The organism is Streptomyces sp. NPDC058576, assembly GCF_042718715.1.
Classification (GTDB): Bacteria; Actinomycetota; Actinomycetes; order Streptomycetales; family Streptomycetaceae; genus Streptomyces.
Genome location: NZ_JBHXPF010000018.1, coordinates 21,202 through 46,132, shown reverse-complemented (window position 1 = coordinate 46,132; position 24,931 = coordinate 21,202). Strand labels below are relative to the sequence as shown.

Genomic DNA, 24,931 nt, shown 5'->3' with positions numbered 1-24,931 from the left:
CGCCACGCCGCCCGCCGTGCCGTTCGCCACGCCGCCCGCCGTACTGCTCGCCGCACTGTCCGCCGTGCTGCTCGCCGTGTGCTGGCTGGTGCTCCCGGCCGCCGGGACCGCCCGCGCCGACGACCCCGTCGAGCTGTCCCGGGACGGGCAGATCACCGACCGGGTCGGGGCGCTGGGCGACCGGGCGGGGCAGGTGGAGGACGCGCTCGACCGGTTGTACGACGAGCAGCGCGTCCAGCTCTTCGTGGTGTACGTACGCGACTTCTCCGGCCGGTCCGGACAGACCTGGAGCGACGAGACCGCCGACCGCAACGGCCTGGGCCAGAACGACGTGCTGCTCTCCGTCGCCACCCACGACCGGCAGTACGCCTACTCCGTCGACGCGGACGCACGGCTCACCGATGGACAGCTGCGGGACGTGGCGGGGACCGCGATCGAGCCCGCGCTGCGGGAGAACGACTGGGCGGGGGCCGCGATCGGCGCGGCCGACGGCTACGCCTCGGTCCTGGCCGGACGCCCCGTGACCGCCCCCGCGATCACCCCGGGGCCCGCCGATCCCGGAACGGGCGACTCCGGCTTCACCGGCGCACGCGACTTCATCCTGCCGGTGGCCGTCCTCGCCGGCGTCGCCGCGGTCGGCGTCTACGCGTACGCCCGGCGCAGACGGCGCACGACGACCCGCACCACCCCCGCCGCCACCGGGTGGGGGAGCACCGCGGGGGCGAGTGGTGCGCCGGAGCCGCCGACGCCGCTGCCGGAGCTGGACGCGGAGGCGAAGCAGGTGCTGGTGGACACCGACGACGCGGTGCGCACGAGCGAGGAGGAACTCGGCTTCGCCACCGCCCAGTTCGGCGAGGAGGCGGCGAAGCCGTTCACGGAGGCGGTCGCAGGGGCGAAGGACGAGCTGACGCGGTCGTTCCGGTTGCGCCAGCAGCTCGACGACGCCTTCCCCGAGGACGACGCGACCCGCCGCCGGATGCTGGAGGAGATCCTGCGGCGGTGCGCGACCGCGAACGAGGGCCTCGACACCGTCTCCGAGGACTTCGACCGGCTGCGCGCCCTGGAACGTACCGCTCCCGAGGCCCTGGCCACCGTGGACGCCACGCACCGCGACCTCACCGGCCGGGTCGCGGCGGCCGAGTCGGGCGTCGCGGCGCTGCGCGAGCGGTACGGGGAGGGCGCCGCCGCACCCGTGTCGGCCGATGTCGAGGAGGCGAAGGACCGGCTCGTCTTCGCGGGCTCGGCCGTGGAGCAGGCCCGTACGGCGGTCGAGGGCGGCGAGAACTCCCGGGCCGCGGTGTACATCCGGGGAGCCGAGGGTGCGGTGGGCCAGGCGGCCACGCTGCTGGACTCGGTGGAGCGGCGGGCGGCGGAGCTGGCCGAGGCGGCGCAGAAGCTGCCCGCCGCGCTCACCGAGACGGATACGGACCTCGCGGATGCGGGCGGGCTGCTCGAAGGGACCGCCGAGGGCGCGTCGACCGCCGATCTGCGCGGCCGGATCGCCCGCGCCGAGGCCGTGCTCACGGACGTCCGGGGCGCGATGGCCGCGGGACCGTACGACCCGATCGACGCGCTGCGCCGGGTGGAGGAGGCGGACGCGGCCCTGGACGAGGCGCTGGCGGGGGCCCGGGACCAGGAGCGCGGCGAGGCGAAGGCCCGGTCCCTCCTCGATCAGGCGATGCTCACCGCCCGGTCCGCGATCGGGGCTGCGGCCGACTACATCACGACCAACCGGGGCGCGGTCGGCAGCGAGGCCCGTACCCGGCTGGCCGAGGCACAGCGCCGGTGGGAGCGGGCCCGGGAGCTGTCGGCCACCGACGCGCAGGGGGCGCTGGCCGAGGCACGGCAGGCGGACGCGCTGGCCGGGCAGGCGACGGCCCTGGCCGAGCAGGACGTCCGCGGCTTCCGCTCCCCGCAGGGCCCGGGCGGGATGGGCGGAATGGGCGGCGGGGGCGGCGGCATGGGCGGGGCGGTGCTCGGCGGCATCATCCTCGGCGGGCTGTTCGGTGGCGGCGGCCGGGGCGGGGGTTACGGGGGCGGGTTCGGCGGGGGGTTCGGCGGCGGCCGGGGCGGGGGCTTCGGCGGCGGGCCGGGCAGTTTCGGCGGGGGCGGGACCCGGGGCCGCCGGGGCGGTGGCGGCCGCTTCTGACCCAACCGTCCTCACTGTTCACCCGTACCAGCGATCACGACTTCCAAGGAGCCATCCCATGACCAAGCAGACCATCCTCGGCCGCGTCACCCAGCTCGCGAAGGCCAACATCAACGCCCTCCTCGACCAGGCCGAGGACCCGCAGAAGATGCTGGACCAGCTGATCCGGGACTACACGAACAACATCGCGGAGGCCGAGCAGGCCGTCGCGACCACCATCGGCAACCTCCGGCTGATGGAGCAGGACCACAAGGAGGACGTCGAGACGGCGTCCGAGTGGGGCGGCAAGGCGCTGGCGGCCAGCCGGAAGGCCGACGAGCTGCGCGGGGCGGGGTCGGTCGCCGAGGCGGACAAGTTCGACAACCTGGCGAAGGTGGCGCTCGGCCGTCAGCTCCAGTCGGAGCAGGAGGCGAAGACGGCGGAGCCCACCATCGCGTCGCAGTCGGAGGTCGTGGACAAGCTGAAGACGGGGCTCGACCAGATGAAGGTCAAGCTCGGCGAGCTGAAGGCCAAGCGGGACGAGCTGGTGGCGCGTTCGAAGTCGGCCCAGGCGCAGAACCAGATGATGGACGCCGTGAAGAACATCGACGTCCTCGACCCGACGAGCGAGCTGGGCCGCTTCGAGGACAAGGTGCGGCGCGAGGAGGCGAAGGCGCTGGGCAAGCAGGAGCTGGCCGCCTCCTCGCTGGACGCCCAGTTCGAGCAGCTGGACAGCGTGGGCGACAGCGCAGAGGTCGAGGCCCGGCTGGCGGCCCTGAAGACGGGCTCGTAACCGCTTCGGGCCACCGGGGTCAGTACATGCTCAGCAGCTGCTCCACGGAGAGTTCGGCGGCCGGCGCCCCGTCCGGCAGGGCCAGTTCGAACCAGACGGTCTTGCCGCGCGGGGTGCGTCGCGAGCCCCAGGCGGCGCTGAGCAGGCCGACCAGCTGGAGCCCGCGGCCGCCCTCGTCGGTGTCGCGGGCGCGGCGGCGGCGCGGCTGGACGAGACCGGCGTCCCACACCTCGCAGACCAGGGTGCGGTCGCGCAGCAGCCGGAGCCGGATCTCGCCCTCGCCGTAGCGCAGGGCGTTGGTGACCAGTTCGCTGACGAGGAGTTCGGTCGTGTCGACCAGGTCGTCGAGGTCCCAGGCGAGCAGTTGGCTCCGGGCCAGCTCACGGGCGCGCCCGACCGAGCGGGGTTCGCGCGGCAGCGTCCAGTCCCCGACCGCCTCGGCGGGAAGCCCTTGGATGCGGGCCATCAGCAGGGCGATGTCGTCCTCGCCGTGCCGGGTGTCCAGGGTGGTCAGGACGTGGTCGCAGGCGTCCTCCAGCTCCATCTGCGGGCCGGTGAGGACGGCCCGCAGCGCCTCCAGCCCCTCGTCAAGAGGCTGGTCCCGGGACTCGACCAGGCCGTCGGTGTAGAGGGTGAGCAGGGCGTTCTCGGCGAGCTCGACCTCGACCTCCTCGAACGGCTCACCGCCGACGCCCAGCGGCATGCCCGGCGGTACGTCGATGAGCCGGGCGGGCAGGCCGGGCTCGACGACGGCCGGGGGGAGGTGCCCGGCGTTGGCGAACGTGCAGCGTCGGGTGACCGGGTCGTAGACCGCGTACACGCAGGTCGCGAGATACACCTCGGAGAGGTCGGCCTCGCGGGACTTCTGCGCGGCGCGGGAGGGCCACTGCGCTCCCCCGCTGCCGCCGAGCCCCTCGCTGCGCTCGCCGGCGCTCGGGGAGCCGAGGCCGCGGGCGACCTCGTCGAGAGCGGAGAGCACTTCGGCCGGCTCCAGGTCGAGGAGGGCCAGGGTCCGCACGGCGGTGCGCAGTTCGCCCATGGCGACGGCGGCGCGCAGGCCGCGGCCCATGACGTCGCCGACGACGAGGGCGGTGCGGTGGCCGGGCAGCTCGATCACGTCGAACCAGTCGCCGCCGACCTCGGTGGCGGTGTTGCCGGGCAGATAGCGGCAGGCGATGTCGAGTCCGGCGGCCTCGGGGTCGCCGGGCGGCAGCAGGCTGCGCTGGAGGATCAGGGCGCGTTCGTGCTCGCGGCGGTAGAGGCGGCCGTTGTCGATGCAGACGGCGGCGCGGGCGGCCAGTTCGGTGGCCAGGGCCCGGTCGCGCTCGCCGAAGGGCTCGCTGCCCTTCGTACGGGAGAACTGGACGAGGCCGACGACGGTGTCGTGGGCGACCATCGGCACGGCGAGCGTCGACTGCACGAAGCCCATCTCGTCGCCGGGGACGTCCTCGACCCGGCCGGAGCGCAGCGCCATGGCGCAGGGCGAGCCGAACGGGAAGCGGTGGACGGAGCCGAGCGCGGGCGGCAGGTCGTCCGGGCCCGGCGGCCCGCTGCCCGCCACCGCGGTGGGCAGGGCGTCGGCGACGGCGCTGGCGTGGGCCACCCGGCGCAGCTCCGCCGAGCCTCCGGCGGACTCGCGGTGGGCGGGCGCCCAACTGCCGGGCGCGGCCTCCTCACCGGTCAGGAGGCCCTGGTAGAGGTCGACGGCGGCGAGGTCGCAGAAGCCGGGGACGGCCACGTCGAGGAGCTCGCGGGCGGTGGTCTCCAGGTCCAGGGAATTGCCGATGCGGGCGCTGGCCTCGTTGAGGAGGGCGAGGTTGCGGCGGGCGCTGGCGGCCTCGCGGGCGGCGATGTGCCGGCGGGTGACGTCGGTCGCGAGCCCGGCGACCCCGACGGGGCGGCCGGCGCCGCTGTGCACTCGGTAGAGGTTCATGGACCAGTGGCGGCGCTCGGTGCCGCCGGGGGCGGTGCCGACGAGCTGGAGGTCGGTGACCGACTCCCCGGTCTCCAGGACCCGTTTCAGGGTGGCGGACAGCCGGTCGGCCTCGGCCCGCGGCAGATAGTCCTCCACCGTGCGGCCCCGGTGGTCCTCGGCGACGCCGCCGAAGACCGTGGCGAAGCGCTGGTTGGCCCGGACGACGGCGAAGTCCGTACCGAACAGCACGAAGCCGAAGGGAGATTGGCCGAATATGGCTTGTGACGCGGCGAGGTCGGTCTCGATGCGCCGCAGGGCCCGGACGTCGACGACGATGCAGAGCGCGGCCCGCTCCCCGCTGCCCGTCAGACTCGGCATCACATAGACCTCGGCGACGCCGTGCGCCCCGCCCTCGCCCGGCATCCGGAACGGGACGAGTCCCGTCCACTCCTTGCCGTCGAGGATCTCGCCGACCCGCCGGTGGCCGTCCGAGCGCAGCTCGGCGGGCATGAAGGCCTCCACCGGGTCGCGGCCGATCGCCTCGGTCGAGGTCATGCCGAACAGACCGGCGGCCCGGCTGCTCCACTGCTCGATCAGACCGTCGGGGCCGATCGAGAAGGAGGCGACCCTGATGTAGTCGTAGATCGAGCCGGGCGGGCTGCTCTGCCACACGACATCGCCGGCCGTCCCGACCACATCGCCCGTTGTCCCAGGTATTTCGCTCACGCGACCGTCCCCTCCAGCTCACGCACCGGACCGGTCCTGCCCGCAGTATTCAGCACTACGGCCCCGACCGACACGGCGTTCACGATCACAGCAAGGTCTCAGTCCCTTTCAGCCAGGTTCTGCCCGACCTCTGGTGATCGCTGTGCTTCCCTCCACTCTCCTAACCAGGGAGAGCCAGCTCGAACCACACGGTCTTGCCACTCTTTCCGCGGCGCGTCCCCCAGCGACGTGCGGAACAGGCCACGAGCTGGAGTCCGCGGCCCCCTTCGTCGTCGGGTCCAGCACTGCGTTCGGTGGGTGGATCCGGAAGCGGATCGGAGACTTCCACCAGCAGGCCCGGGGGTGCGGGAGGGTGGTCGGCGGGAAGGCGGCCGTCGAGCGGAAGGTCCCCGTCGGGGTGCGTGACGACCAGGCGTACGCCGATGGGGCCGGAGGCGTACCGGAGGGAGTTGGTCACCAGCTCACTGACGAGCAGGACCGCCAGGTCGCCCACCGCCGCGTCGAGCCCCCAGGAACCCAGCGCGCCCCGGACGGCGTGCCGGGCGGTGCGCACGGAACCGGGCTCCGCCGCGAAGGTCCACTCGGCGCAGTCGCCTTCGGTATCGATCACGCCGATCACTTCCCAGGGACGACCACGGGCGCACCCCCTTGGCAAATGGGGACTAAACAGCCCATACCCACCATTTATTGCTCACTACCGCGCAACCGGGCGTTTGGTGCAGACGGGCGTACGCGTGCGCACGATGATGCGCGCACACGACGGCCGGGGTCAGCTCAACGCGCCCGCGGCCCTGAGGTCATCGAAGAGCAACTGGTCCACGGGCGGCACGAGGGCCCGGTCGGCGAAGGAGAACCACGCCACCTCCTCGATCTCGCTGCTCGCGGCGAGCGTGCCGCGATAGTCGCCGTAATAGCAGCTCATCCGCACGACGGCGGCGCCGGGCCGGTCGTCCACGGGGGCCTCGTACGTCCCGGCGTGGACGACGGTCTCCCGGATCAGGCCGACCGTCAGCTCCTCCTCGATCTCCCGCAGGAGGGTCTGCAGATCGGTCTCCGCCCCCTCGCGCTTGCCGCCCGGGATGTAGAAGACGTCCTTGCCCCGGGGCCGCGCGCAGAGAATCCTGCCGCCCTCGATCCGCACCCACGCCACCGTGTCGATCAGCACCGACGCCACTCCGCCATCACTCCGCCCCGCTCGCCGCACCTCCGGCGGCTTCCGCGCCCCCGGTCGGGCGGGACCCTACCGCCCGGGCGGCCGATGCGCGCACACGGGCGTACGCGGGCGTGGAGGCGCTCCCGGAAGGCCCGTGGGGCCCTGGGAGGCCGAACGGCCTCCCAGGGCCCCACGGGGCCGCCCTTCACGTCAGGGCCTGCCGCCCTGACCCACGCGCTCCACCCGGTAGACCTGGTGGCGGTGGCGGTCGTCGAGTCCGTCGGCGACCTTCTGCGCCTCGGCCTGCGTGGCGTACCTGCCCACGCGGTAGCGGTTGCCGCCGTCGTCCTGCCGTATCACCTGCCAAGGGAGGACGGCGCCGCTCTCGCTCATCGTGTCGCTCCCCCGCATATCGCCCCTCTTCCCACCGGCGTGCACGTCTCTAAGGATCCCCAGGAAACCGCAGTACGCATATGCCCGAGCGTACGCCTGACCTTCACTCAGTGCAGGCGGCTTTGCACAAAGAGATACACATCCGGCCATCAGGAAAGGGGCGCATCCGCAGAATGCGCCCCTCATGCCCCCACCGCCCCGGCCGACACACCTCACCCGGCCCGACGAAGCGTCACCCCACCACCCCGGCCCGACGGGGCGTCACCCCACGTCATCCGGGCCTCATCTGACCGGCAGGTGGTACGCGACGCGGTACCGGTCCGCCGGCACCACCACGTCGGCCGTCTCCACGGCCCGGCCCGAGGCGTAGTACGTACGCCCGATGACGATGACCACATGGCCGGGCACACCGCCGAGCGCCAGGAGCTCCTCCGCCAGCCCCGGGCGCGCGCCCACCTCCTCGGCGACGTTGTCCACGACGACGTCGATCGCGGCCATCCGGTCGACCACCCCGCAGCCGCCCAACGGGCCCTCCTCCGGCAGCATCACGGGCGTCCGGCCCGTGACGGCGAGCGGCTCCCAGGAGGTGGAGAGCATGATCGGCTCGCCCGCCTCCCGGAAGACGTAGTGCGTGCGCATCACCCGGTCACCCGGCTCGATGCCCAGCCGCTCGGCGACCTCGGGGCTCGCCCCCTCCTGCTCGCTGCGGGACTCCCAGGTCCCGCGCGCCCCCTCGGCCGTCTGCTCCTGCCGGAACGGACTGGCCCCCTTGTCCGGCCGGTAGCCGGAGCGGGCGATCATGCGGGGCACGGGGCGCTCGCGCACATACGTGCCGGAGCCGGAGCGCCCCTCGACCAGCCCCTCCGCCATCAGGACCTTCCGCGCCTCCAGGGCGACGGTGTCCGAGACCCCGTACTCCTCCCGGATGCGGGCCTGCGACGGCAGGCGGGTATGGGGCGGCAGCGCGCCGTTGACGATCTTCTCCCTGAGATCGCTCGCCACGCGCAGATAGGCGGGCTGCTCACCGAAAGTCACAGGCCACTCCCAACAGGTTGACAGTCTGCGACAGCCTGACAACCGTGGGTTGTGCACCGCAAGCATGGGCCAGAGTTTCACCCAATGTGATGATCTTGTGGGGGTTCACGCATACCCCCAGGCCCCCGCATCATGCCCACCGACGCGGCAGCCGAGTCCGACAACTCCCGGGCTCTTGACCATTTTTGGTCCAGACCAATACCTTCCTGTGCACAGCACGGCTCCCGACTTTCCTTCCGCCTTCCTTCCGCTCTGCCTCCGCACCGGATCACGCACAGGAACGAGCCCCATGCCTCGAAGAAACCTGTCCCGTATGACCATCGCCGGCGTCGCCCTGGCCCTGCTGGCAGGCGTCGCACCCGCGGCCACCGCCAGCGCCGGCCCCGACCGGAACGACGGCGGCGACCGCGGCAAGGGCCACCACCGCCCGGCGTACAAGAGCATCGGCTACTTCACCCAATGGGGCGTCTACGGACGCGACTTCCAAGTCAAGGACCTGGACACCAGCGGGGCCGCGGCCAGGCTGACCCACATCAACTACGCCTTCGGCAACGTCAGCGCCGAGGGCACGTGCTTCACCGGCAACATCCCCGGCCAGGCCGACGCCTGGGCGGACTACGCCCGTCCGCTCGACGCCGCGAACTCGGTGGACGGCGTCGCCGACACCGACACCCAGCCGCTCGCGGGCAACTTCAACCAGCTGCGCGAGCTGAAGGCCAAGCACCCCGGCCTCAAGGTCATGATCTCGCTGGGCGGCTGGAGCTGGTCCACCCACTTCTCCGACGCGGTCCGCACCGAGGCCTCCCGCAAGGCGCTCGTCGCCTCCTGCGTCGACCTGTACATCAAGGGCAACCTCCCGGTGGACGGGGCGCGCGGCGGCGACGGCGCGGCGGCCGGCCTCTTCGACGGCATCGACGTCGACTGGGAGTGGCCCGGCTCGCCCGCCAACGAGGGCACCGTCTTCCGCCCGGAGGACAAGAAGAACTTCACCGCCCTGATCAGCGAGTTCCGCAGCCAGCTCGACGCCCACGCGAAGAGCGAGGCGAAGGCCGAGGAGAAGGCGGCGAAGGGGAAGGGCCACGGGCACGGCAAGCCGAAGCCCAAGCACTACGACCTGTCGGCGTACGTCCCGGCCAACCCGAAGGCCATCGACGCGGGCTTCGACGTGAAGCGCCTCATGAAGGACTTCGACTTCGTCAACATCCAGGGCTACGACTACCACGTCTCGGGCGAGAAGAAGACGGCCCAGCAGTCCGCCCTGTACGCGCGGAACGACTTCAGCGTCGACCGGACCGTGCGCGACTGGGTGCGGCGCGGCGCGCCCAAGCACAAGATCGTGATGGGCATGCCGACCTACGGCCAGGGCTGGACCGGAGTGACCGGCGGCGGTACGGGCCTGGGGCAGCCGGCGACGGCCCCGGCTCCGGCCACCTGGGCGGCGGGCTACGAGGACTACAAGGTCCTCAAGAAGCTGGCCGCTGCGGGGACGTACAAGGTCCACCGTGATGTGAAGAACGGCCACGCGTGGCTGTTCGACGGTACGACGCTGTGGACGTACGACGACCCGCAGGTGCTGCGCGCCAAGGCCTCGTACATCCGGGACAAGGGGCTCGGCGGGGCGATGTTCTGGTCGCTGGACGGCGACACGGAGAACGCCGAGCTTCTCACCGCGGTCGACCGCGCGCTCAACCGCCGCTGACACCACCGGCATCGCCGAGATCCCGCCGAACGGCCGAAGGGGCCGGGACGGTCGCACGACGCGACCGTCCCGGCCCTTCTCACGGTGTTCGGTGGTGCACCGCCGGGGCGGGACCGGTCAGAACTGGAGCGCCCAGCTGTTGATCCGGCCGGTGTCGGCGTTCGCGTTGTCGCTGACCCGGAGCTTCCAGGTGCCGTTGGCGACCTCGGAGGAGGCGTTGACGGTGTACGTGGTGACCACGTTGTCGCTGCTGCCGCCCGAGCCGTACGCCTTCACGTTGTAGACCGAACCGTCGGGCGCGACCAGGTCGATCCTCAGGTCACCGATGTAGGTGTGGGAGATGTTGACCGGGACCTGGAGCGCGGCCGGGGCGTTGCCGGTGATCCCGGTGACGGTGACCGGCGACTCGACCGTGGCGTTGTCGTTGATCGCGTAGCCGGTGGTGTTCTCGAACTTCTTGCCGGGCGGCGGGGTGGTGCCGCCCGCGCCCACGTACAGCAGGCGGTTGGGCGAGCCGGTGCCGGGGTTGGTCACGACGCCCGGGGTGGAGGCCGCGACGAGGCCCGCGGAGACCTGGGCGGGGGTCGAGCCCGGGTTGTCGGCGAGGTAGATGGCGGCCGCGCCGGCGACGTGCGGGCTGGCCATCGACGTACCGGAGATGGTGTTCGTGGCGGTGTCGCTGGTGTTCCACGCCGAGGCGATGGAGGAGCCCGGGGCGAAGATGTCCACGACCGCGCCGAAGTTGGAGAAGCTGGAGCGGGCGTCGGTGTTGGTCGTCGAGCCGACCGTGATGGCCTCGGCGACGCGCGCCGGGGACTTGGTGTTCGCGTTGGTGGACTCGTTGCCCGCGGCGACGGCGTAGGTGATGCCGGCGGCGATGGACCGCTGGACGGCCGCGTCGAGGACCGCGTCGGCGCCACCGCCGAGGCTCATGTTGGCGACGGCGGGCTTGACGGCGTTGGCCGTCACCCAGTCGATGCCGGCGACGACCTGCGCGGTGGTCCCGGAGCCCTGGTTGTTCAGCACCCGGACGCCGACGACCTTCGCCTTCTTGGCGACGCCGTAGGCGGTGCCCGCGACGGTCCCCGCCACGTGCGTGCCGTGGCCGTGGCCGTCCTGCGCGACGTTGTCGTTGTCGATGGCGTCGTAGCCGTTGGCGGCCCGGCCGCCGAAGTCGCTGTGGCTGATGCGCACCCCGGTGTCGATGACGTACGCGGTGACGCCCTCACCGGCCTTGTCGGGGTAGGTGTAGCGCTGGTCCAGCGGGAGGCTCCGCTGGTCGATGCGGTCGAGGCCCCAGGAGGGCGGGTTGTTCTGGGTGGCGGAGACCGTGAAGGTGCGGTTCTGCGAGACGGACGCGACGGCCGGGTCGGCGGCGAACTTCTTCGCCTCCGCGGCGGACGCCTCGACCGCGTAGCCGTTGAGGGCCGCGCGGTAGGTCCGTTCGATGCTCGCACCGTACTTCTTCGCGAGGGCCCTGCCCTGGGCGGAGTCCGACTTCGCGGCCGAGTCCTTCAGCGTGACGATGTAGCTGTCGCTGATGGTGCCCGGAGCGCCCGCGTTCAGAATCACGCCTTCGGGAGCGCGCTCGGCCGCGGTCGCCGGGAGCGACGCGGTGCCGAGTGCGACGGCGGCTGCGGTGGCTATGACGGTCGCCGCGGCGAGTCTTCGACGGGCGTGGGGGGTGTGACGCATCACTGACATGTGAGGGGTCCTCCTCATCGGCGGTGCTCTGGTGGGGGGTGGTACCGGAGCCGAACGGCCAGCTCCCGACAGGGGCATGACAAATCAGCCGTCCGAACGCCCCGCTTTCTGCGTCGTCCGGTGTGCGGCATGCCCTGCTGCCAGCGAAAGATTGACCGATCCATGACGAACTCACAAGGGTGCCTTGGGGTGCGCCATACGCACGCCATTCACCTGCCATATGCCTGACATCCTGGCGGACATGACGACCTATCACTGCCCGGTGGACGGGACCCGGTCCGAGACCACCGCCCTGACCTGGTGCTGCCCGGTCTGCCGGGGACCGTGGGACCTGGACTTCACCCCCGCCCGGGGCATCACGCCGAACGCGCTTTCCGGGCGGGCCGATTCATTGTGGCGTTACAAGGAATTCCTGCCACTCGCCGACCCGGCGATCTCCCTGGGCGAGGGGCGCACACCGCTCGTCGGGCTCACGGACACCGTCTCGGCGAAACTCGACTACCTCATGCCGACGCTCTCCTTCAAGGACCGCGGCGCGGTGATGCTCGCGGAGCTGGCCCGGCGGCTGGGCCCGGACCGGGTCGTCGCGGACAGCACCGGAAACGCGGGCACGTCGGTCGCCGCCTACTGCGCGCGGGCCGGGCTCGCGTGCACGGTGTACGTCCCCGAGGGCACCTCGCCCAAGAAGACCGAGCAGATCCGGGCCCACGGCGCGCACCTGGTGGCCGTACCCGGCGGCCGGGAGGCGACGGCCCTGGCCGCCCGGGCGGCGGCGGACGAACCGGGGGTCTTCTACGCCTCGCACGTCTTCAACCCGTACTTCCTGCACGGCACGAAGACGTACGTGTACGAGCTCTGGGAGGACCTCGGGGGCCGGCTGCCGGACGCGCTGGCCGTCCCGGTCGGCAACGGCACCCTGCTGCTGGGCGCGGCCCTGGCCACCGCAGAACTGCACGCGCTCGGCCTGATCGAGGCCCGCCCGCGCCTGATCGCCGTCCAGGCCGAGGCGGTCTCCCCGCTGGCCGCCGCCTTCCACGCGGGCGCGGACGACCTGCTCCCGGCCGGCGCCGGCGGCCCGGCCGCCCCCACGCTCGCGGAGGGCATCGCGATCCCCCGCCCGCCGCGCGCCCGGCAGATCCTGGCGGCGGTACGGGCCTCGGCCGGCACGTTCCTGACGGTGCCCGAGGCCCGCATCCGCGAGGCCCAGCGGGACCTGGCGGCCCGCGGCTTCTACGTCGAGACGACGGGCGTGGCCTGCTGGGCGGCGGTACGGGAAGGGGGCGAGGCTGTGGCGGGCAGCGTGGTGGTGCCGCTGTGCGGGGCGGGGCTGAAGTCGGGGATGGCGGGGTAGGGGCGGCCGGGCGGTGAGGGCGGCCCGGCGGCGGCCTGACGTGGCAGCGGCCCGGCGGCCGCAGGCGGCCCGGGTGGCGGAGCCGAGGCGGTGCGGCGGCCCGGCGGTCAAGGGCGGCCCGAGGTGGCCGCCCGGCGGCCGAAGGCGGTCCGAGAGGCAAGGCAAGCGACGGCCCCGGAGCGGCCGAAGGCGGCCGGCGGCACCCCGAGATACGAGGCAAGCGACGGCCCGGGGCGGCGGCCCGGCGGCCGCAGGCGGTCCGGGATGGCGGACCCACGGCACCGGCCCGGCGGTTCGGGATGGCGGCGGCCCGGCGGCCGAGGGGCCTCCCCCGATGGCTGGATCTGCTCCATCCGGCGGGCAGGCGGACGCCCCGTGCGGGGCCTTCGCGTGCCGTGACGGCCGACCGTACGGCCCCCTCCCTACCTTCGTACCGTGAGCCTCCCGCGCGTCTCCGCCCTCGTCCTCGCCCCCATGGTCGTGGCCGCCCTGATCGCACCGCTGCCGCCCGCCGCCGCCACGGCCGGGCCCGACCCCGTACCGCCGACCGGCGAGGCCCGCCCGGCCGGCTCCCCCGGCCCCGGTGCGCGTCCCCCGGCCTGCGGGGACGCCTCCGACCCCGCCTGGGCGCCGGCCTCCACCCGCTTCGGGGAGGCCGACGGCTACGACCCGTACGTCGGCAACGGCTATCTCGGCCACCGGGTCCCCGCCACCGGCGCCGGATACGCGTCCACTGTCGAGAAGACCGGCTGGCCGCTCTACACCCCCCGCTACGACGGCGCGTTCGTCTCCGGGCTGTACGCGGCGGACAAGACCGTCGCCGAGGGGCGCGAGGTGATCGCCGCGCTGCCGAGCTGGACGAACATCGACGTGGGCGTCGGTGAGGAGACCCTCGGCCCGGACACCCCGGTCGGCCGAATCTCGCACTACCGCCAGACGGTCTTCCTCTCCTGCGGCCTCGTCCGCACCTCGCTGCGGTGGACGACCGCGGACGGCCGGGCGACCGATCTCGCCTACGACGTCCTGGCCAACCGCGCGGACGCCCACACCGGTGCCGTACGCCTGCGGATGACCCCGCGCTGGAGCGGCACCGCGACCGTCACCGGCCGGCTCGACGAGCGGGGCGCGCGCCGGATCAAGCTGCGCGAGGACGGCACGTTCCGCACGCTCGGCACCGGGGTCGAGGGGGCCCTCGCGCAGACGATGCGGCGCGGCGCGGGCGTGGTCGAGACCCTGCGTCCCGGCTCTTCCCCGCTCGCGACGCCGGTGCGCGCGGGCCGGACGTACACCTTCGAGAAGTACGTCGGCGTCGACACCGCCCTCACCTCCGCCGCCCCGGCCGAGGACGCCCGCGAGGCCGCGCACCGGGCGGCGCGGCGCGGCTGGGACCGGGTCTTCGCCGCGAACGAGGCGGCCTGGCGCGAGGCGTGGTCCGCCGATGTGCTCGTCCCCGGCGACCGCGAGCTGCAGGGCTGGCTGCGCTCCGCCCAGTACGGGCTGCTGGCGAGCACCCGGCGCGGGTCCGCGAACAGCATCGCCCCGGCCGGTCTGACCAGCGACAACTACGCGGGCCTGGTGTTCTGGGACGCCGAGACGTGGATGTTCCCCGGGCTGCTCGCCACCCGCCCGGAGCTGGCCCGCCCGGTCGTCGAGTACCGCTACCGCACCCGGGGCGCGGCCCGTGCGAACGCCGAGAAGCTGGGCCACGACGGGCTGTTCTACCCCTGGACCAGCGCGAGCCGGGGCCGGCTGGCGTCCGAGTGCCACAGCGTGGACCCGCCGCACTGCCGGACCCAGAACCACCTCCAGGGCGACGTCTCGCTGGCCGTCTGGCAGTACTACCTGGCCACCGGCGACCGCGACTGGCTGGCGGCACGCGGCTGGCCGCTCCTGAAGGGCATCGCCGACTTCTGGCGCTCCCGGGCCACGGCGAACCCTGACGGCAGCTACTCCGTCAACGACGTGGCGGGGCCCGACGAGTACAGCAACGGCGTCGACGACGGCGTCTTCACCAACGCGGTCGCCGCCACCGCCCTGCGCAACGCGACCCGCGCGGCCCGCCTCCTCGGCCACCGCCCGCCCGCCGCCTGGAACGAGGTCGCGGACGGGCTCCGTATCCCGTACGACGCGGAGCGGAAGGTCTTCCTCCAGTACGCGGGCTACAACGGCTCCACGATCAAGCAGGCGGACACGGTCCTGCTGACGTACCCCCTGGAGTGGCCGATGGAGCCGGGCGCGGCGGCGGCCACCCTGGACTACTACGCCGCCCGCACCGACCCGGACGGCCCGGCGATGACGGACTCGGTGCACGCGATCGACGCGGCGGCGATCGGCGAGCCGGGCTGCTCGGCGTACACGTATCTCCAGCGCGCGGTACGCCCCTTCATGCGGGGCCCGTACGACCTGTTCTCCGAGGCGCGCGGCGACAAGGCGGGCTCGGAGGATCCGCTGTCCGGCTTCCCGGCCGACGACTTCCTGACCGGGAAGGGCGGCTTCCTCCAGGTGTTCACGCACGGACTGACGGGGCTCCGGCTCCGCGAGGACGGGGTGCGCCTGGACCCGACGCTGCCGCCCCAACTGCACGAGGGCGTCACGCTGAAGGGCCTGCGGTTCCGGGACGCGACGTACGAGGTCGAGGTCGGCCCCCGGACGACCACGGTCCGCCTGACGTCGGGCGCCCCGTTCACGGTGCACACCGCGGAGGGGCCGCGCCGCCTGGCCGCCACGCTGACCCTGCCCACCCGGCGCCCGGACCTGACCCCGACGGCCGATGTGGCGCGCTGCCGCCCGGTGACGGCGACCTCCGAGGCCCCGGGCCTGTACGCGGAGGCGGCGGTGGACGGGAGCCCGGCGACGTCCTGGTCCCCGGACGGCGCGGCGGGCTCCCTGACGGTGGACCTGGGCGCGAGGCCGCTGAGGATCACGGAGGTGGCCCCGCGCTGGAGCGACGTGACGCCCGCTTCCCACACGGTGGAGACCTCCCTCGACGGCCGCTTCTGGCGCCCGTACCTGGCGGGCGACACGGCCCGCAAGGTCCGGCTGACGGTCCGTTCGCAGGACCCGGAGAAGCCGGCGGGGGTGACGGAGCTGCGGGTGACGGCGGACGGACGGTAGGGCTCGCCTCCGGTTCTCCCGAAGAGGTGCCGCCTCAGCCCTCCGGGCAGGGCGGCACCTCGTCGCCGCGCCGGTCGCGGGTGTACTCGGCCCCCGACTGCTCGTACCAGTTCCGCGAGGTCCGGGAGTTCGAGCTCTTGCAGGTGAAGGCGGGGAAGTAGACGCTCCGGTAGTCGGAGGTGTCGGGCAGCTGCCCGGTCAGTTCGAAGGGCTTGCCCCCGGGTCCGCTGATCGTCATCTCCGCCGTACCGCCGCCGACTTCGTAGTGCACGCGGTAGCGCCACCGGCAGTGGCCCGTGCGGGAGGTGGCATGGACGATGAACGCCTCGGTCTCGTTCTGGTTCAAGGTGATGTGCTTGGCCCCGGGACCGGTGAAGAACGGCTGCGCCTCCTCGGCGCCCTTGCCGGCGGTCTTGAGGCGGGGCCGCGGCTCGTCCACCGCCACCTCCAGGGGGATCACGTCCATGACCCCCTGGGAGGGCAGACTGACCAGGCTGCCGCCGAGGGGCGCCGCGCACGAACCTCCCACCAGCTCGGGCACGATGTCGGTGATCCGGACCTGCTGGGCGGCCCGGCCCTGGACCGTGATCATCCAGTCCGACTCCCCGGCATCGACGACGTCGTGGTTCTGCCCCCACGGGGTGCCCGCGGAGAGTTCGTCGAGGAACCCCGGGCCCACGCGGTCACGCAGCACGTAGAACCCGGTGTCCTTGACGTCCTTCACGTCGACCACGTCGATGGCGTTCTGCGGCGAGAGCCGGTCCGGCACCCGGTCCAGCGGAAGAACCGTCTTCACGGACGCGGCCAGCACGTCCTGGAAGGTCACGGTCACCACGGCCAGCACGATGCCCAGCAGCCAGGCGGTCGGGCTCCTCAGATACCGCAGCCGGCCCGTCGCCTCCTCCTGCTCCTCGGCCTGGGGCGCGCGACGCCCACTCCCCCGGCGTACGCTGGCCCGGGTGAGCGCGCCGGTCCTGCGGGTCACACGTCGGTTATTCGCCATCGACCGGCTGCTCCTCGCGCTCGTCGACACGCGGGACCTCGTGGTCCTCGCGCCGCTTCGTCAGCAGAATCACTCCCAGGCACGCGAGCCCCGTCGTCCACCCCCACGCGGCGCCGAACCGGACGGCGTCGCCGAGAGCCACCTCCAGGCGGTCGGCCGACGTGGTGCCCGTCCCTTCCGCGAGCCATCGCAGCACCCGCCCGTCCACGAACGCGGCGACGACGGCTGCCAGCACCGTCGCGTACCAGCCCTTCATGACCAGGTCGACCCGTGCCGCCGGGCTCCACCGTCGTACCTCGGCCGCACGCCGTGCCAGCGAGCGGAGCGCCACGGCCAGCGCCAGGAGGAGGACCGCACAGACCACCAGGGTCGCGATCCAGCCGCCGGTCAGCTCGGTCCTGAGCGGGCGCAGGCGCAGCGCCGGATAGAGCACACCGCTCAACTCGTCGACCCGTGCGGGCGGGCGGTAGGAGTCCCACAGGTCCGGATCGAAGGTGACCGACGCCCCCTGGGTCAGGGTCCCCACCTGTGTGTGGCGCAGGACCGGTCCCCCCGCCACGGCCAGCAGCACGGCCGGGATCAGCCCTGCGCACACCAGGTGCCGCCGCCCCCGCGCGGTGATCAGCGGCGGCTGACCCGCCTTCTCGGCGCTCTCGGCGCCCTTGGCGGCCCCGGCGGATTCGGCGGCCTCGTCGGTCTTGAGGTACGTCCGCAGGGGCTCCCATCGCCGGTACCGCCACACCAGGAACCAGACGACGACCGGGAGCCAGAGCGTGCACAGCGCGAACTGGGCCGCCGCCGCGGCAGGCGCCTCTCCCACCGCGGCGTCCACCAGCCATTGGCCGTAGGTGGGCAGGAGCGTCGGGCGCGGTTCCGGATCGAGCGCCGCCCCGAGCAGCGTCGCCGCCCCCGCGGCGAGCAGCGCGGCTCCGATCAGCGCGACCACGGTACCCAACCTCGGTCTGAGTCCCGGACTCCCGCGCAGTACGCCGTAGGTGAGCAGACCGCTCAGCACGACGAAGCCGAGCTGCGGCAGCCAGCCTTCGACGTGGTGCAGGTCGCGCACCGCGAAGCCGTCGAGCGAGAGCCCCAGCACCCGGACGTCCCCGACCGTCATGCCGGGCCCGGCCGCCGTGGCGAGCTGTTCCTTCGCCGGTTCGAGAAAGAACAGCACGGTCGCCTGGTTCCAGACCCCGTAGGCGGCCAACACCATGGACACGCGGCGATTCACCGTCGTATTTCCCCCGAGTCGCCTGTGCCGTACGTGAGTTGCGCCAGCAAGTCTGCCGTACCGGCACAGCCGCACGAAGACTTTTACGTGCAGGACCTCTGCGTGCTGGAAGCCTCAGGAGCCCTTGGAGGTTCCGGCCAAGGCCGTGCCGTTCAGCGGCTCATTCGCCGGACATCTGTCCCCGCCCCGGCAGCCGGGTCTCCCCCGCGGCCTCCGCCTCGGCCTTCGCGTCGCTCACCGCGACCGCGGCCTGCTTCGCGGCCTCGTCGGCGGCGGCGACGGCATCCAGCGCGAGCGTCGAGTTCGGCTCGATCTCCGGAGCTCCGACGTCGTCCTTGTCGCTGTCGGCGACATCGGCGGCGGTACCGTCCGCGCGCCGCGCGGACGGCGGGGCACCCGTGGCGGACGACTGGTCGCCGAACGCGGTGGTGACGGTGCGGATCGCCTCGGTCAGCTCGCCCGGGATCACCCAGAAGGTGTTGTTGTCGCTCTGCGCCAGATGCGGGAGCGTCTCCAGGTACTTGTAGGCCAGGACCTTCGCGTCGGCGTTGTTGCGGTGGACGGCCTGGAAGACGAGCTCCACGGCCTTCGACTCGCCGTCGGCCCGCAGGATCATGGCCTGCTGCGTGCCCTGGGCCTCCAGGATGTCCTTCTGCTTCGTGCCCTCGGCGGTGAGGATCTTGGCCTGCCGCTCGCCTTCGGCGTGCAGGATGGCCGCGCGCTTGTCCCGCTCGGCCCGCATCTGCTTCTCCATCGCCTCTTTGATGGTGTTCGGCGGGTCGATGGCCTTGATCTCGACGCGGTTGACCCGGATGCCCCACTTCCCGGTGGCGTCGTCGAGGACGGCACGGAGCCGGGCGTTGATCTCCTCGCGCGAGGTGAGCGTCCCCTCCAGGTCCATGGAGCCGATGACGTTCCGCAGGGTCGTCACGGTGAGCTGGTCGATGGCGTGCAGGTAGTCGGCGACCTCGTAGGCCGCCGCCCGCGGATCGGTGATCTGGTAGTAGAGGACGGTGTCGATGTTGACCACGAGGTTGTCCTCGGTGATCACCGGCTTGGGGTCGGACGAATACACCTGCTCGCGCACGTCGAGCTTGGTGTTGACCCGGTCCGCCACCGGCAGGACGAAGTTCAGGCCGGGCTGGAGCGTTCTGCGGTACCGGCCGAACCGCTCGATGTTGTAGCGGCGCGCCTGCGGAACGATCCGCACGGTGGCGGCCACGAGGAACATTACGACGAGCGCCGCCACGAGAATGAGGACGACCACCGGATCCATGCTTCCTCCATCGCTGCTTCGCCAGGTAGGCAGCGCCACACCTTCGACGCCGCGTGTTCAGCCGGTCACGGAAGGAGCTCGCGGGGGTACACGACAGCTGTGGCGCCCTCGATCTCCATGACGTCCACCAGCGCTCCCACCGGGATCACATGGCTTTCGTCGAGAGCGCGAGCCGTCCATTCCTCGCCGGAGAGCTTGACCAGGCCGTGGGTGGCGGTCACCTCCTGCATGACCTCGGCCCGCTTGCCGATCAGCGCGTCGCTGCCCTCGCGGGTCAGGGGCCCCTGCGCGATGTGCCGCATCGCGACGGGGCGGACGAGAGCGAGACCCGCCACCGCCGCCAGTCCGAGCGCCACGAGCTGGCCGAGCAGGCCGACACCCACCCCGGCCACGACGGCGGCGACCACGGCCGCGCCGGCGAGCAGCCCGAAGACCAGCGTCAGGGTGAAGAACTCCGCGGCGCCCAGCGCCGCGGCGGCGAGCAGCCATGCGAACCACGGCATCGAATCAGCCTCCCCAAGGGGACTTATTCAGCTACTTACCCCTTCAGCCCCAGGGCGGAACCGTCGGGCCCGTTCGATTCCCGATCGACCGGCTCACGCCAGGCCCGGAGCGAGCCCCCGCCGGGTCGCCGGCTCGGCTCCCGCCCCGCCACCGCTTGACATGCCGCAACCCGCGCAAATAGCTTTGCTTTGAAAGCAAAGCTATTTAACGGGGGCTGCGCTGCCGCTGCCCGAGGCTATCGGAGGGTCGACTCATGACGGTGGAAAAACCGGCCGACGCACCACCACCGCCGCAGTACAGCCCCAAGCGCTGGGCGACGCTGGCGGTGACCCTGTTCGCCGTCTTCATGGACATGGTGGACAACACCGTCCTCAACGTCGCGCTCCCCGCGGTCCAGCGCGACCTGGACGCCACGTCCTCGCAGCTGGAATGGTCGGTGGCGGGGTACACGCTCGCCTTCGCGGCCGCGATGATCACCGGTGCCCGCCTCGGCGACCAGCTCGGACGCCGGCGGATCTACCTCATCGGCCTCGGCGGCTTCGTCGTCACCTCGGCCCTGGCCGGCGCCGCCGTGAACATGGAGATGCTCATCGCCTCCCGCATCCTCCAGGGCGCCGCGGCGGCCCTGATGGTGCCCCAGGTCCTGGCGATGCTCCAGGTCGACTTCCCCAAGTCCGAGCGCCCGCAGGCGATGTCGATGTACGGCATGTCGCTCGCCCTCGGCGGGATCGGCGGCCCGCTGCTCGGCGGCGTACTGCTGCAGGCCGACCTCTTCGACCTCAGCTGGCGTCCGCTGTTCTTCATCAACGTGCCGGTCGGACTGATCGCGCTCGTCGCCGCCTACCTCCTCACCCGCGAATCGCTCGCCGACTCCCGGGAGACCTTCGACGTCCGGGGCACCCTGATCGCCACGACCGCACTGGTGAGCCTCCTCTACCCGCTCATCCAGGGCAGGGAACTGGGATGGCCCTGGTGGACCTTCGCGCTGATGACCGCCTGCCCGGTCCTGCTGTGGCTGTTCGCCCGTTACGAGCGCCGGGTCGCCGACCGCGGCGAGTCCCCGATCATCGACCCGGACCTGCTGCGCCACCGCAGCTCGCTGGGCGGACTGCTCGTCGCCGTCCTGTTCTTCTGCGGCATGGCGTACCAGGTGGTGCTGACCGTTCACCTCCAGACCGCCGAGGGCTACTCCCCGCTGCGTACGGCGGTGGCGCTGGCCACCTTCACCGTGGGTGTGGGCATCGGATCGGCCTTCGCCCCCCGGCTCATGCCGCTCGGCCGCCGGGTGGTGCTGATGGGCTGTGCGGTCATCACGGTGGGCATGGGCATCGTGGCGTGGACCGTGAACCGCTACGCGGGCGGGCTGGAGTGGTGGCACATGGTGCCCGGCATGGTCATCTCCGGCATCGGCCTCGCCATGGTCGCCGGAACCCTCCTGACCATCGTGCTGGCCACGATGCCCCGGTCCGCGTCGGGCGCCGCCTCCTCGCTGATCAACACGGCCATCCAGCTGGGCGCGGCCACCGGCGTGGCGATCGTGGGCACCGTCTACTTCACGCTGTTGGAGGACCGGCACTCCCCCCTGGACGCGGCGGTGACCGGTCTGCTGACCGTCGTCGGCCTCTACGCCCTGGCCGGACTGCTCGCCTTCGTCCTGCCCCCGGGCCGGGTCGAGGTACACGAGGTGGAGCCCGACGAGGACGAGGACGCGCCCGAGGACCGCGGCCCCCTCTCCGGCGCCACGGCGGCCGTCGGCACCAAGTCGGCCGCGGGCACCTGAACCCGTCCGGCGACTCGCTGCCCCACTCCAACGGCCCCGCCGCGCACGCTCGCGGCGGGGCCGTTCACGACAGCGGTGCCGCGGCTGCGCGAGGCCCTGGATCCGGCGGTCGGCCCCGGTTCACGGCGTTCCGGCGAGCGCTTCCTCATAGCCGTGGATGACCCGTACGACGGTGGCGCGCTCCTCGGGACTGAGACCGTCGAGCACCTGATGCCAGGCCCTGGCGCTGCTGGTCAGCCAGGCGTCGACGGCCTCGCGCGTGGTGGGGTCCTCGCTGATCGAGACGATGCTGCGCCTGCCGTCGCCGGGGTCGGGGCGGCGGTCGACGACGCCTTGGCGCTGGAGGTCGCTGACCATCAGACTGACGGTGGTCGGCGCGACTTCGAGGCGGGCGGCCAGGTCCTTGACCGGCGTGGGCCCGTCGAAGAGCAGGCAGGACAGCAGGGACAGGTGCCGGGGCGCGAGCCTCAGGGAACGGAGCTGCTCCGGCACCGGTGTCTTCTTGGCCCGCGAGATGAGCCGCGGCATGGTGAGCAGCATCGCGCGGACCGCCTCATCCGTGGTGAGCCGGCCCGCCGCGCCCCGCTCCCCCGCCACCTCTTCGGCCTCCGCCACGGTCACCTCCAGTCCAGGCCGGACACGCTACCCGAACGCCCGCGCCCACCCGCTCCCAGGCGGCGGGCGAGTTCATCGGTGAGGGCGGCCCGGTGCCGGTGGAGTGCTGCCGGGTCGTGCCGGTGGAGAGCTGCCGGGTCGTGCCGGTCGAGAGGTGACCGCTCCAGCCACTTGCCCCTCGTCTGTCGCAACGCTCCGGGCAGGGACTCTCGCGGTCATGGAGCCTGGGGAGGCACAGCGATGGCGATCTTGCCGCGAGGGCGTGAGCGGCCGTCGTCGGTGGTGCCGCCCTCCAGCAGTGTGTGCGCCTGGGCGATGTCGGCCAGCGGGAACACGGTGCCGATCACGGGCCGGAGCTTGCCCTGGTCGACGAGGCGGCCGAGCGCTTCGAGCCGTGCCCGGCCCGGGTCGACGAAGAGGAAGTGGTAGGTCGCGTTCACCCCCCATGCGGCCAGGAGGTTCTGCGGCTGCGGGATGTCCACGACGGAGACCACGCGGCCCCGGTCGGCGAGGACCTCCGCGCTGCGGCTGAGGGTGTCGCCGCCGACCGTGTCCAGCACGACATCCACCCCGCCCAGCGCCCGGACCTGCGGCACGTAGTCACCGGTCGAGAAGTCGATCACGGTGGTGGCCCCCAGCCCGGTGACGAACGCGTGGTCCCTCGCCCGCGCGGTGGTGATCACCTCGGCCCCCAGCGCGGCGGCGACCTGGATGGCGGCGGAGCCGACCCCGCCGGCTCCGCCGTGCACCAGGACCCGCTCGCCGGCCCGCAGCCCGGCACGTTCGGCCAGTGCCTGCCACGCGGTCATGCCCACGAGGGCGAGCCCGGCGGCCTCGACGTGCGAAAGCCGTGCCGGCTTGCGGGCGACCAGGGCCTGGTCGACCACGTGGTACTCGGCGTAGGTGCCCTGCCCGGCGAAGATCGGCGCCAGATACCAGACCTCGTCGCCCGGCTGGAAGTCGTCCGCACCGGGGCCGTTCCCGACGACCACGCCGGACACGTCGTTGCCGATCACGGCAGGCAGCGGCAGCTGGTCGCGGTAGTCGCCGCGCCGGGTCTGCAGGTCGAGGGGGTTCACGGAGGTGGCCAGCACGCGCACCAGCACCTCACCGGGGCCGGGGGCGGGAATGGGCAGCTCGCGGGTGGCGAACGCGGTGTCCGCGTCGCCGAAGCGGACGAGTTCGGATGCACGCATCGAAGGGGACATGCGGCCACCATACATCGTCATATCGCGAATCATAAATATGTTGATGCCGATACGATGGCCGCGTGTTCTCGGAAGCGGAGTTGCTGGCGGTGTTCCGGGCCCTGTCCAACCCGGCCCGTCGGCAGATGCTGGAGTGGCTGAAGGAGCCGATGAGCTTCCCCGGTCAGGAGCCCGAGGACGTCGAGATCGGTGTCTGCGTGACCGACATCCAGCGGCGTGCGGGGCTGGGGCAGTCGACCACCTCGCAGTACCTCACGATGCTGCGGCGGGCAGGGCTGGTGGTCGCCACCCGGCGGGGCAAGTGGACCTACTACCGGCGCGACGAGGCGAACATCGCCCGCCTGCTGGACACCCTGCGCGACGTGTTCTAGGAGTCCTGACCGCGGGCCGGCCCGCCGGTCCGGGCACGGACTCCGCACGCCGGCGGCGGACCCGTCGGCTCGCGGACCCTGAACCCGCGAACCCGCCCCCGTGACAGCACGCGGACGGGTTCCGGTCCGGCGGCAAGTCGGCCATGGCAGGTGGCAAGCCGTCGCGGTCGTCGAAACTCCTGGTGCGGATACCGCCCGGGCGCCACCACGCGAACCGCGCACGAGAAGAAGACTGCTTGCCTCCGTCCGACCTGGGAAGGGGACCGCCTTCGACTCCGGTCGAGGGTCCGCGCCCTCCCCGCCCGCCTCAGGTGCCAGGCATGACGGCTCCGGAGGGCGATGCGCGGACGACCGCGCGGCCGGAAGACTGGGGCTGTCCCACGGACGACGAGGAGGGCTTCGTATGCCTGGTGCCGGTGCGATGGCCGCCGCGTCCGGAGGCGCGCCCGACGCCGGGGCGACCCAGGTCGCGACGACGCGGTTCCTCACCCGTCGCCGGAGAGGGGTGTCCTTCCGGCGCGCACTACTCCTCGTTCTTGACGCTCCACTCGACAAGCGGGTGCAGAACATGCATCAGGCCGGCGCCTCGCTCGGTGGGCCGGTACGTGATCTGGACCGGTGTCGTCGGCACCACGACCCGCTCGATCAGTTGGTGGCCTTCGAGCTCGCGCAGACGCTGGGACAGCAGGTGGTTCGAGATTCCAGGGATCCGCGCCCGGTAGTCGACGAAGCGGCGGGTGCCCCGCATCGCCGCCAGGAGCACCGCGGCGCTCCACTTCTTGCCCACGATCTCGACCGACCGCTGGAAGCTACGGCACACATCGTCATCGATGTGCTCGTAGTCGGTGTCCGAGCGACTCCGGCCCTCGGCGGCGGAGGACTCATGAGGCGGGCGAGAAGTGGCCATGCAGTCAGCTTATCAAAGCAGGTCA

Annotated in this window: 20 protein-coding genes; 7 read left to right on the top strand and 13 right to left on the bottom strand. The window is 72.6% G+C overall.

Annotated features, from left to right (window positions below):
* The first annotated feature begins 43 nt into the window (after positions 1 to 43).
* Both ACFWRV_RS15465 and ACFWRV_RS15460 read left to right on the top strand, forming a co-directional pair.
* Entirely contained in the window at positions 44 to 2,149 is a 2,106-nt protein-coding gene (locus ACFWRV_RS15465; protein WP_384334216.1) for a TPM domain-containing protein, read from the top strand.
* A gap of 58 nt (positions 2,150 to 2,207) precedes the next feature.
* Entirely contained in the window at positions 2,208 to 2,921 is a 714-nt protein-coding gene (locus ACFWRV_RS15460) for a PspA/IM30 family protein (protein ID WP_384334030.1), read from the top strand.
* A 19-nt stretch (positions 2,922 to 2,940) separates the two neighbouring features.
* On the opposite strand, the gene ACFWRV_RS15455 is transcribed toward ACFWRV_RS15460, so the two are convergent.
* The 5 genes from ACFWRV_RS15455 to ACFWRV_RS15435 all read right to left on the bottom strand — a co-directional run bounded on the left by ACFWRV_RS15455 (position 2,941) and on the right by ACFWRV_RS15435 (position 8,143).
* Positions 2,941 to 5,508: a SpoIIE family protein phosphatase gene (locus tag ACFWRV_RS15455; RefSeq protein ID WP_384334213.1), complete on the bottom strand. Its 2,568-nt coding sequence runs from the start codon at positions 5,506 to 5,508 to the stop codon at positions 2,941 to 2,943.
* Positions 5,509 to 5,722: 214 nt separating this feature from the next.
* On the bottom strand, positions 5,723 to 6,181 hold the full coding sequence (locus ACFWRV_RS15450) for an ATP-binding protein (RefSeq protein ID WP_384334027.1): 459 nt from the start codon (positions 6,179 to 6,181) through the stop codon (positions 5,723 to 5,725).
* A 150-nt stretch (positions 6,182 to 6,331) separates the two neighbouring features.
* A complete protein-coding gene (locus ACFWRV_RS15445) occupies positions 6,332 to 6,736 on the bottom strand; it encodes an NUDIX domain-containing protein (protein ID WP_384334024.1) in 405 nt (134 codons plus the stop codon).
* A gap of 189 nt (positions 6,737 to 6,925) precedes the next feature.
* Positions 6,926 to 7,126, bottom strand: coding sequence for an SPOR domain-containing protein (locus ACFWRV_RS15440; protein ID WP_384334021.1), 201 nt, complete (start codon positions 7,124 to 7,126; stop codon positions 6,926 to 6,928).
* Between the two features lie 264 nt (positions 7,127 to 7,390).
* A complete protein-coding gene (locus ACFWRV_RS15435) occupies positions 7,391 to 8,143 on the bottom strand; it encodes a GntR family transcriptional regulator (protein WP_383262517.1) in 753 nt (250 codons plus the stop codon).
* A 289-nt stretch (positions 8,144 to 8,432) separates the two neighbouring features.
* Between ACFWRV_RS15435 and ACFWRV_RS15430 the strand changes: the two genes are divergently transcribed.
* On the top strand, positions 8,433 to 9,842 hold the full coding sequence (locus ACFWRV_RS15430; RefSeq protein ID WP_384334017.1) for a glycoside hydrolase family 18 protein: 1,410 nt from the start codon (positions 8,433 to 8,435) through the stop codon (positions 9,840 to 9,842).
* A gap of 117 nt (positions 9,843 to 9,959) precedes the next feature.
* On the opposite strand, the gene ACFWRV_RS15425 is transcribed toward ACFWRV_RS15430, so the two are convergent.
* The gene (locus ACFWRV_RS15425; protein WP_384334014.1) at positions 9,960 to 11,546 is read right to left on the bottom strand and encodes a S8 family serine peptidase; all 1,587 of its coding nucleotides are present in this window, start codon (positions 11,544 to 11,546) and stop codon (positions 9,960 to 9,962) included.
* Between the two features lie 241 nt (positions 11,547 to 11,787).
* On the opposite strand from ACFWRV_RS15425, the gene ACFWRV_RS15420 reads away from it, so the two are divergent.
* Both ACFWRV_RS15420 and ACFWRV_RS15415 read left to right on the top strand, forming a co-directional pair.
* Positions 11,788 to 12,897: a threonine synthase gene (locus tag ACFWRV_RS15420; protein ID WP_384334011.1), complete on the top strand. Its 1,110-nt coding sequence runs from the start codon at positions 11,788 to 11,790 to the stop codon at positions 12,895 to 12,897.
* A 435-nt stretch (positions 12,898 to 13,332) separates the two neighbouring features.
* Positions 13,333 to 16,011 carry a glycosyl hydrolase family 65 protein gene (locus tag ACFWRV_RS15415; RefSeq protein ID WP_384334008.1) on the top strand — a complete coding sequence of 893 codons (2,679 nt, stop codon included), beginning with the start codon at positions 13,333 to 13,335 and terminating at the stop codon, positions 16,009 to 16,011.
* A 34-nt stretch (positions 16,012 to 16,045) separates the two neighbouring features.
* Here ACFWRV_RS15415 and ACFWRV_RS15410 read toward each other — a convergent pair whose 3' ends face one another.
* The 4 genes from ACFWRV_RS15410 to ACFWRV_RS15395 form a co-directional block, all read right to left on the bottom strand.
* Positions 16,046 to 17,014, bottom strand: coding sequence for a hypothetical protein (locus ACFWRV_RS15410; protein WP_384334005.1), 969 nt, complete (start codon positions 17,012 to 17,014; stop codon positions 16,046 to 16,048).
* Positions 17,004 to 18,227 (bottom strand): hypothetical protein, encoded by a 1,224-nt coding sequence (locus ACFWRV_RS15405; RefSeq protein WP_384334210.1) that lies wholly within the window; start codon positions 18,225 to 18,227, stop codon positions 17,004 to 17,006. The genes ACFWRV_RS15410 and ACFWRV_RS15405 overlap by 11 nt, the downstream gene beginning before the upstream one ends.
* Positions 18,228 to 18,405: 178 nt before the next feature.
* The gene (locus tag ACFWRV_RS15400) at positions 18,406 to 19,521 is read right to left on the bottom strand and encodes an SPFH domain-containing protein (RefSeq protein ID WP_384334002.1); all 1,116 of its coding nucleotides are present in this window, start codon (positions 19,519 to 19,521) and stop codon (positions 18,406 to 18,408) included.
* A gap of 65 nt (positions 19,522 to 19,586) precedes the next feature.
* Positions 19,587 to 20,024 carry an NfeD family protein gene (locus ACFWRV_RS15395; protein ID WP_384333999.1) on the bottom strand — a complete coding sequence of 146 codons (438 nt, stop codon included), beginning with the start codon at positions 20,022 to 20,024 and terminating at the stop codon, positions 19,587 to 19,589.
* A gap of 254 nt (positions 20,025 to 20,278) precedes the next feature.
* On the opposite strand from ACFWRV_RS15395, the gene ACFWRV_RS15390 reads away from it, so the two are divergent.
* On the top strand, positions 20,279 to 21,805 hold the full coding sequence (locus tag ACFWRV_RS15390; RefSeq protein WP_384333996.1) for an MFS transporter: 1,527 nt from the start codon (positions 20,279 to 20,281) through the stop codon (positions 21,803 to 21,805).
* 120 nt (positions 21,806 to 21,925) lie between these two features.
* Here the strand turns inward: ACFWRV_RS15390 and ACFWRV_RS15385 are convergent, their stop codons facing one another.
* Both ACFWRV_RS15385 and ACFWRV_RS15380 read right to left on the bottom strand, forming a co-directional pair.
* On the bottom strand, positions 21,926 to 22,420 hold the full coding sequence (locus ACFWRV_RS15385; protein ID WP_384333994.1) for a MarR family winged helix-turn-helix transcriptional regulator: 495 nt from the start codon (positions 22,418 to 22,420) through the stop codon (positions 21,926 to 21,928).
* A 215-nt stretch (positions 22,421 to 22,635) separates the two neighbouring features.
* Positions 22,636 to 23,628: a zinc-binding dehydrogenase gene (locus tag ACFWRV_RS15380; protein ID WP_384333991.1), complete on the bottom strand. Its 993-nt coding sequence runs from the start codon at positions 23,626 to 23,628 to the stop codon at positions 22,636 to 22,638.
* 62 nt (positions 23,629 to 23,690) lie between these two features.
* Between ACFWRV_RS15380 and ACFWRV_RS15375 the strand changes: the two genes are divergently transcribed.
* Positions 23,691 to 23,999 (top strand): ArsR/SmtB family transcription factor, encoded by a 309-nt coding sequence (locus ACFWRV_RS15375; RefSeq protein WP_384333989.1) that lies wholly within the window; start codon positions 23,691 to 23,693, stop codon positions 23,997 to 23,999.
* A 523-nt stretch (positions 24,000 to 24,522) separates the two neighbouring features.
* Here the strand turns inward: ACFWRV_RS15375 and ACFWRV_RS15370 are convergent.
* Positions 24,523 to 24,906 carry a winged helix-turn-helix transcriptional regulator gene (locus tag ACFWRV_RS15370; protein ID WP_384333986.1) on the bottom strand — a complete coding sequence of 128 codons (384 nt, stop codon included), beginning with the start codon at positions 24,904 to 24,906 and terminating at the stop codon, positions 24,523 to 24,525.
* Positions 24,907 to 24,931: the final 25 nt, after the last annotated feature.

What these genes read in the sequence shown, in the direction of transcription:
- ACFWRV_RS15400 (WP_384334002.1), bottom strand. Translation starts at nt 19,521, where the DNA reads ATGGATCCGGTGGTCGTCCTCATTCTCGTGGCGGCGCTCGTCGTAATG.
- ACFWRV_RS15440 (WP_384334021.1), bottom strand. Translation starts at nt 7,126, where the DNA reads ATGCGGGGGAGCGACACGATGAGCGAGAGCGGCGCCGTCCTCCCTTGG.
- ACFWRV_RS15380 (WP_384333991.1), bottom strand. Translation starts at nt 23,628, where the DNA reads ATGTCCCCTTCGATGCGTGCATCCGAACTCGTCCGCTTCGGCGACGCG.
- ACFWRV_RS15420 (WP_384334011.1), top strand. Translation starts at nt 11,788, where the DNA reads ATGACGACCTATCACTGCCCGGTGGACGGGACCCGGTCCGAGACCACC.
- ACFWRV_RS15390 (WP_384333996.1), top strand. Translation starts at nt 20,279, where the DNA reads ATGACGGTGGAAAAACCGGCCGACGCACCACCACCGCCGCAGTACAGC.
- ACFWRV_RS15425 (WP_384334014.1), bottom strand. Translation starts at nt 11,546, where the DNA reads ATGTCAGTGATGCGTCACACCCCCCACGCCCGTCGAAGACTCGCCGCG.
- ACFWRV_RS15410 (WP_384334005.1), bottom strand. Translation starts at nt 17,014, where the DNA reads ATGGCGAATAACCGACGTGTGACCCGCAGGACCGGCGCGCTCACCCGG.
- ACFWRV_RS15405 (WP_384334210.1), bottom strand. Translation starts at nt 18,227, where the DNA reads ATGGTGTTGGCCGCCTACGGGGTCTGGAACCAGGCGACCGTGCTGTTC.
- ACFWRV_RS15395 (WP_384333999.1), bottom strand. Translation starts at nt 20,024, where the DNA reads ATGCCGTGGTTCGCATGGCTGCTCGCCGCCGCGGCGCTGGGCGCCGCG.
- ACFWRV_RS15430 (WP_384334017.1), top strand. Translation starts at nt 8,433, where the DNA reads ATGCCTCGAAGAAACCTGTCCCGTATGACCATCGCCGGCGTCGCCCTG.
- ACFWRV_RS15460 (WP_384334030.1), top strand. Translation starts at nt 2,208, where the DNA reads ATGACCAAGCAGACCATCCTCGGCCGCGTCACCCAGCTCGCGAAGGCC.
- ACFWRV_RS15370 (WP_384333986.1), bottom strand. Translation starts at nt 24,906, where the DNA reads ATGGCCACTTCTCGCCCGCCTCATGAGTCCTCCGCCGCCGAGGGCCGG.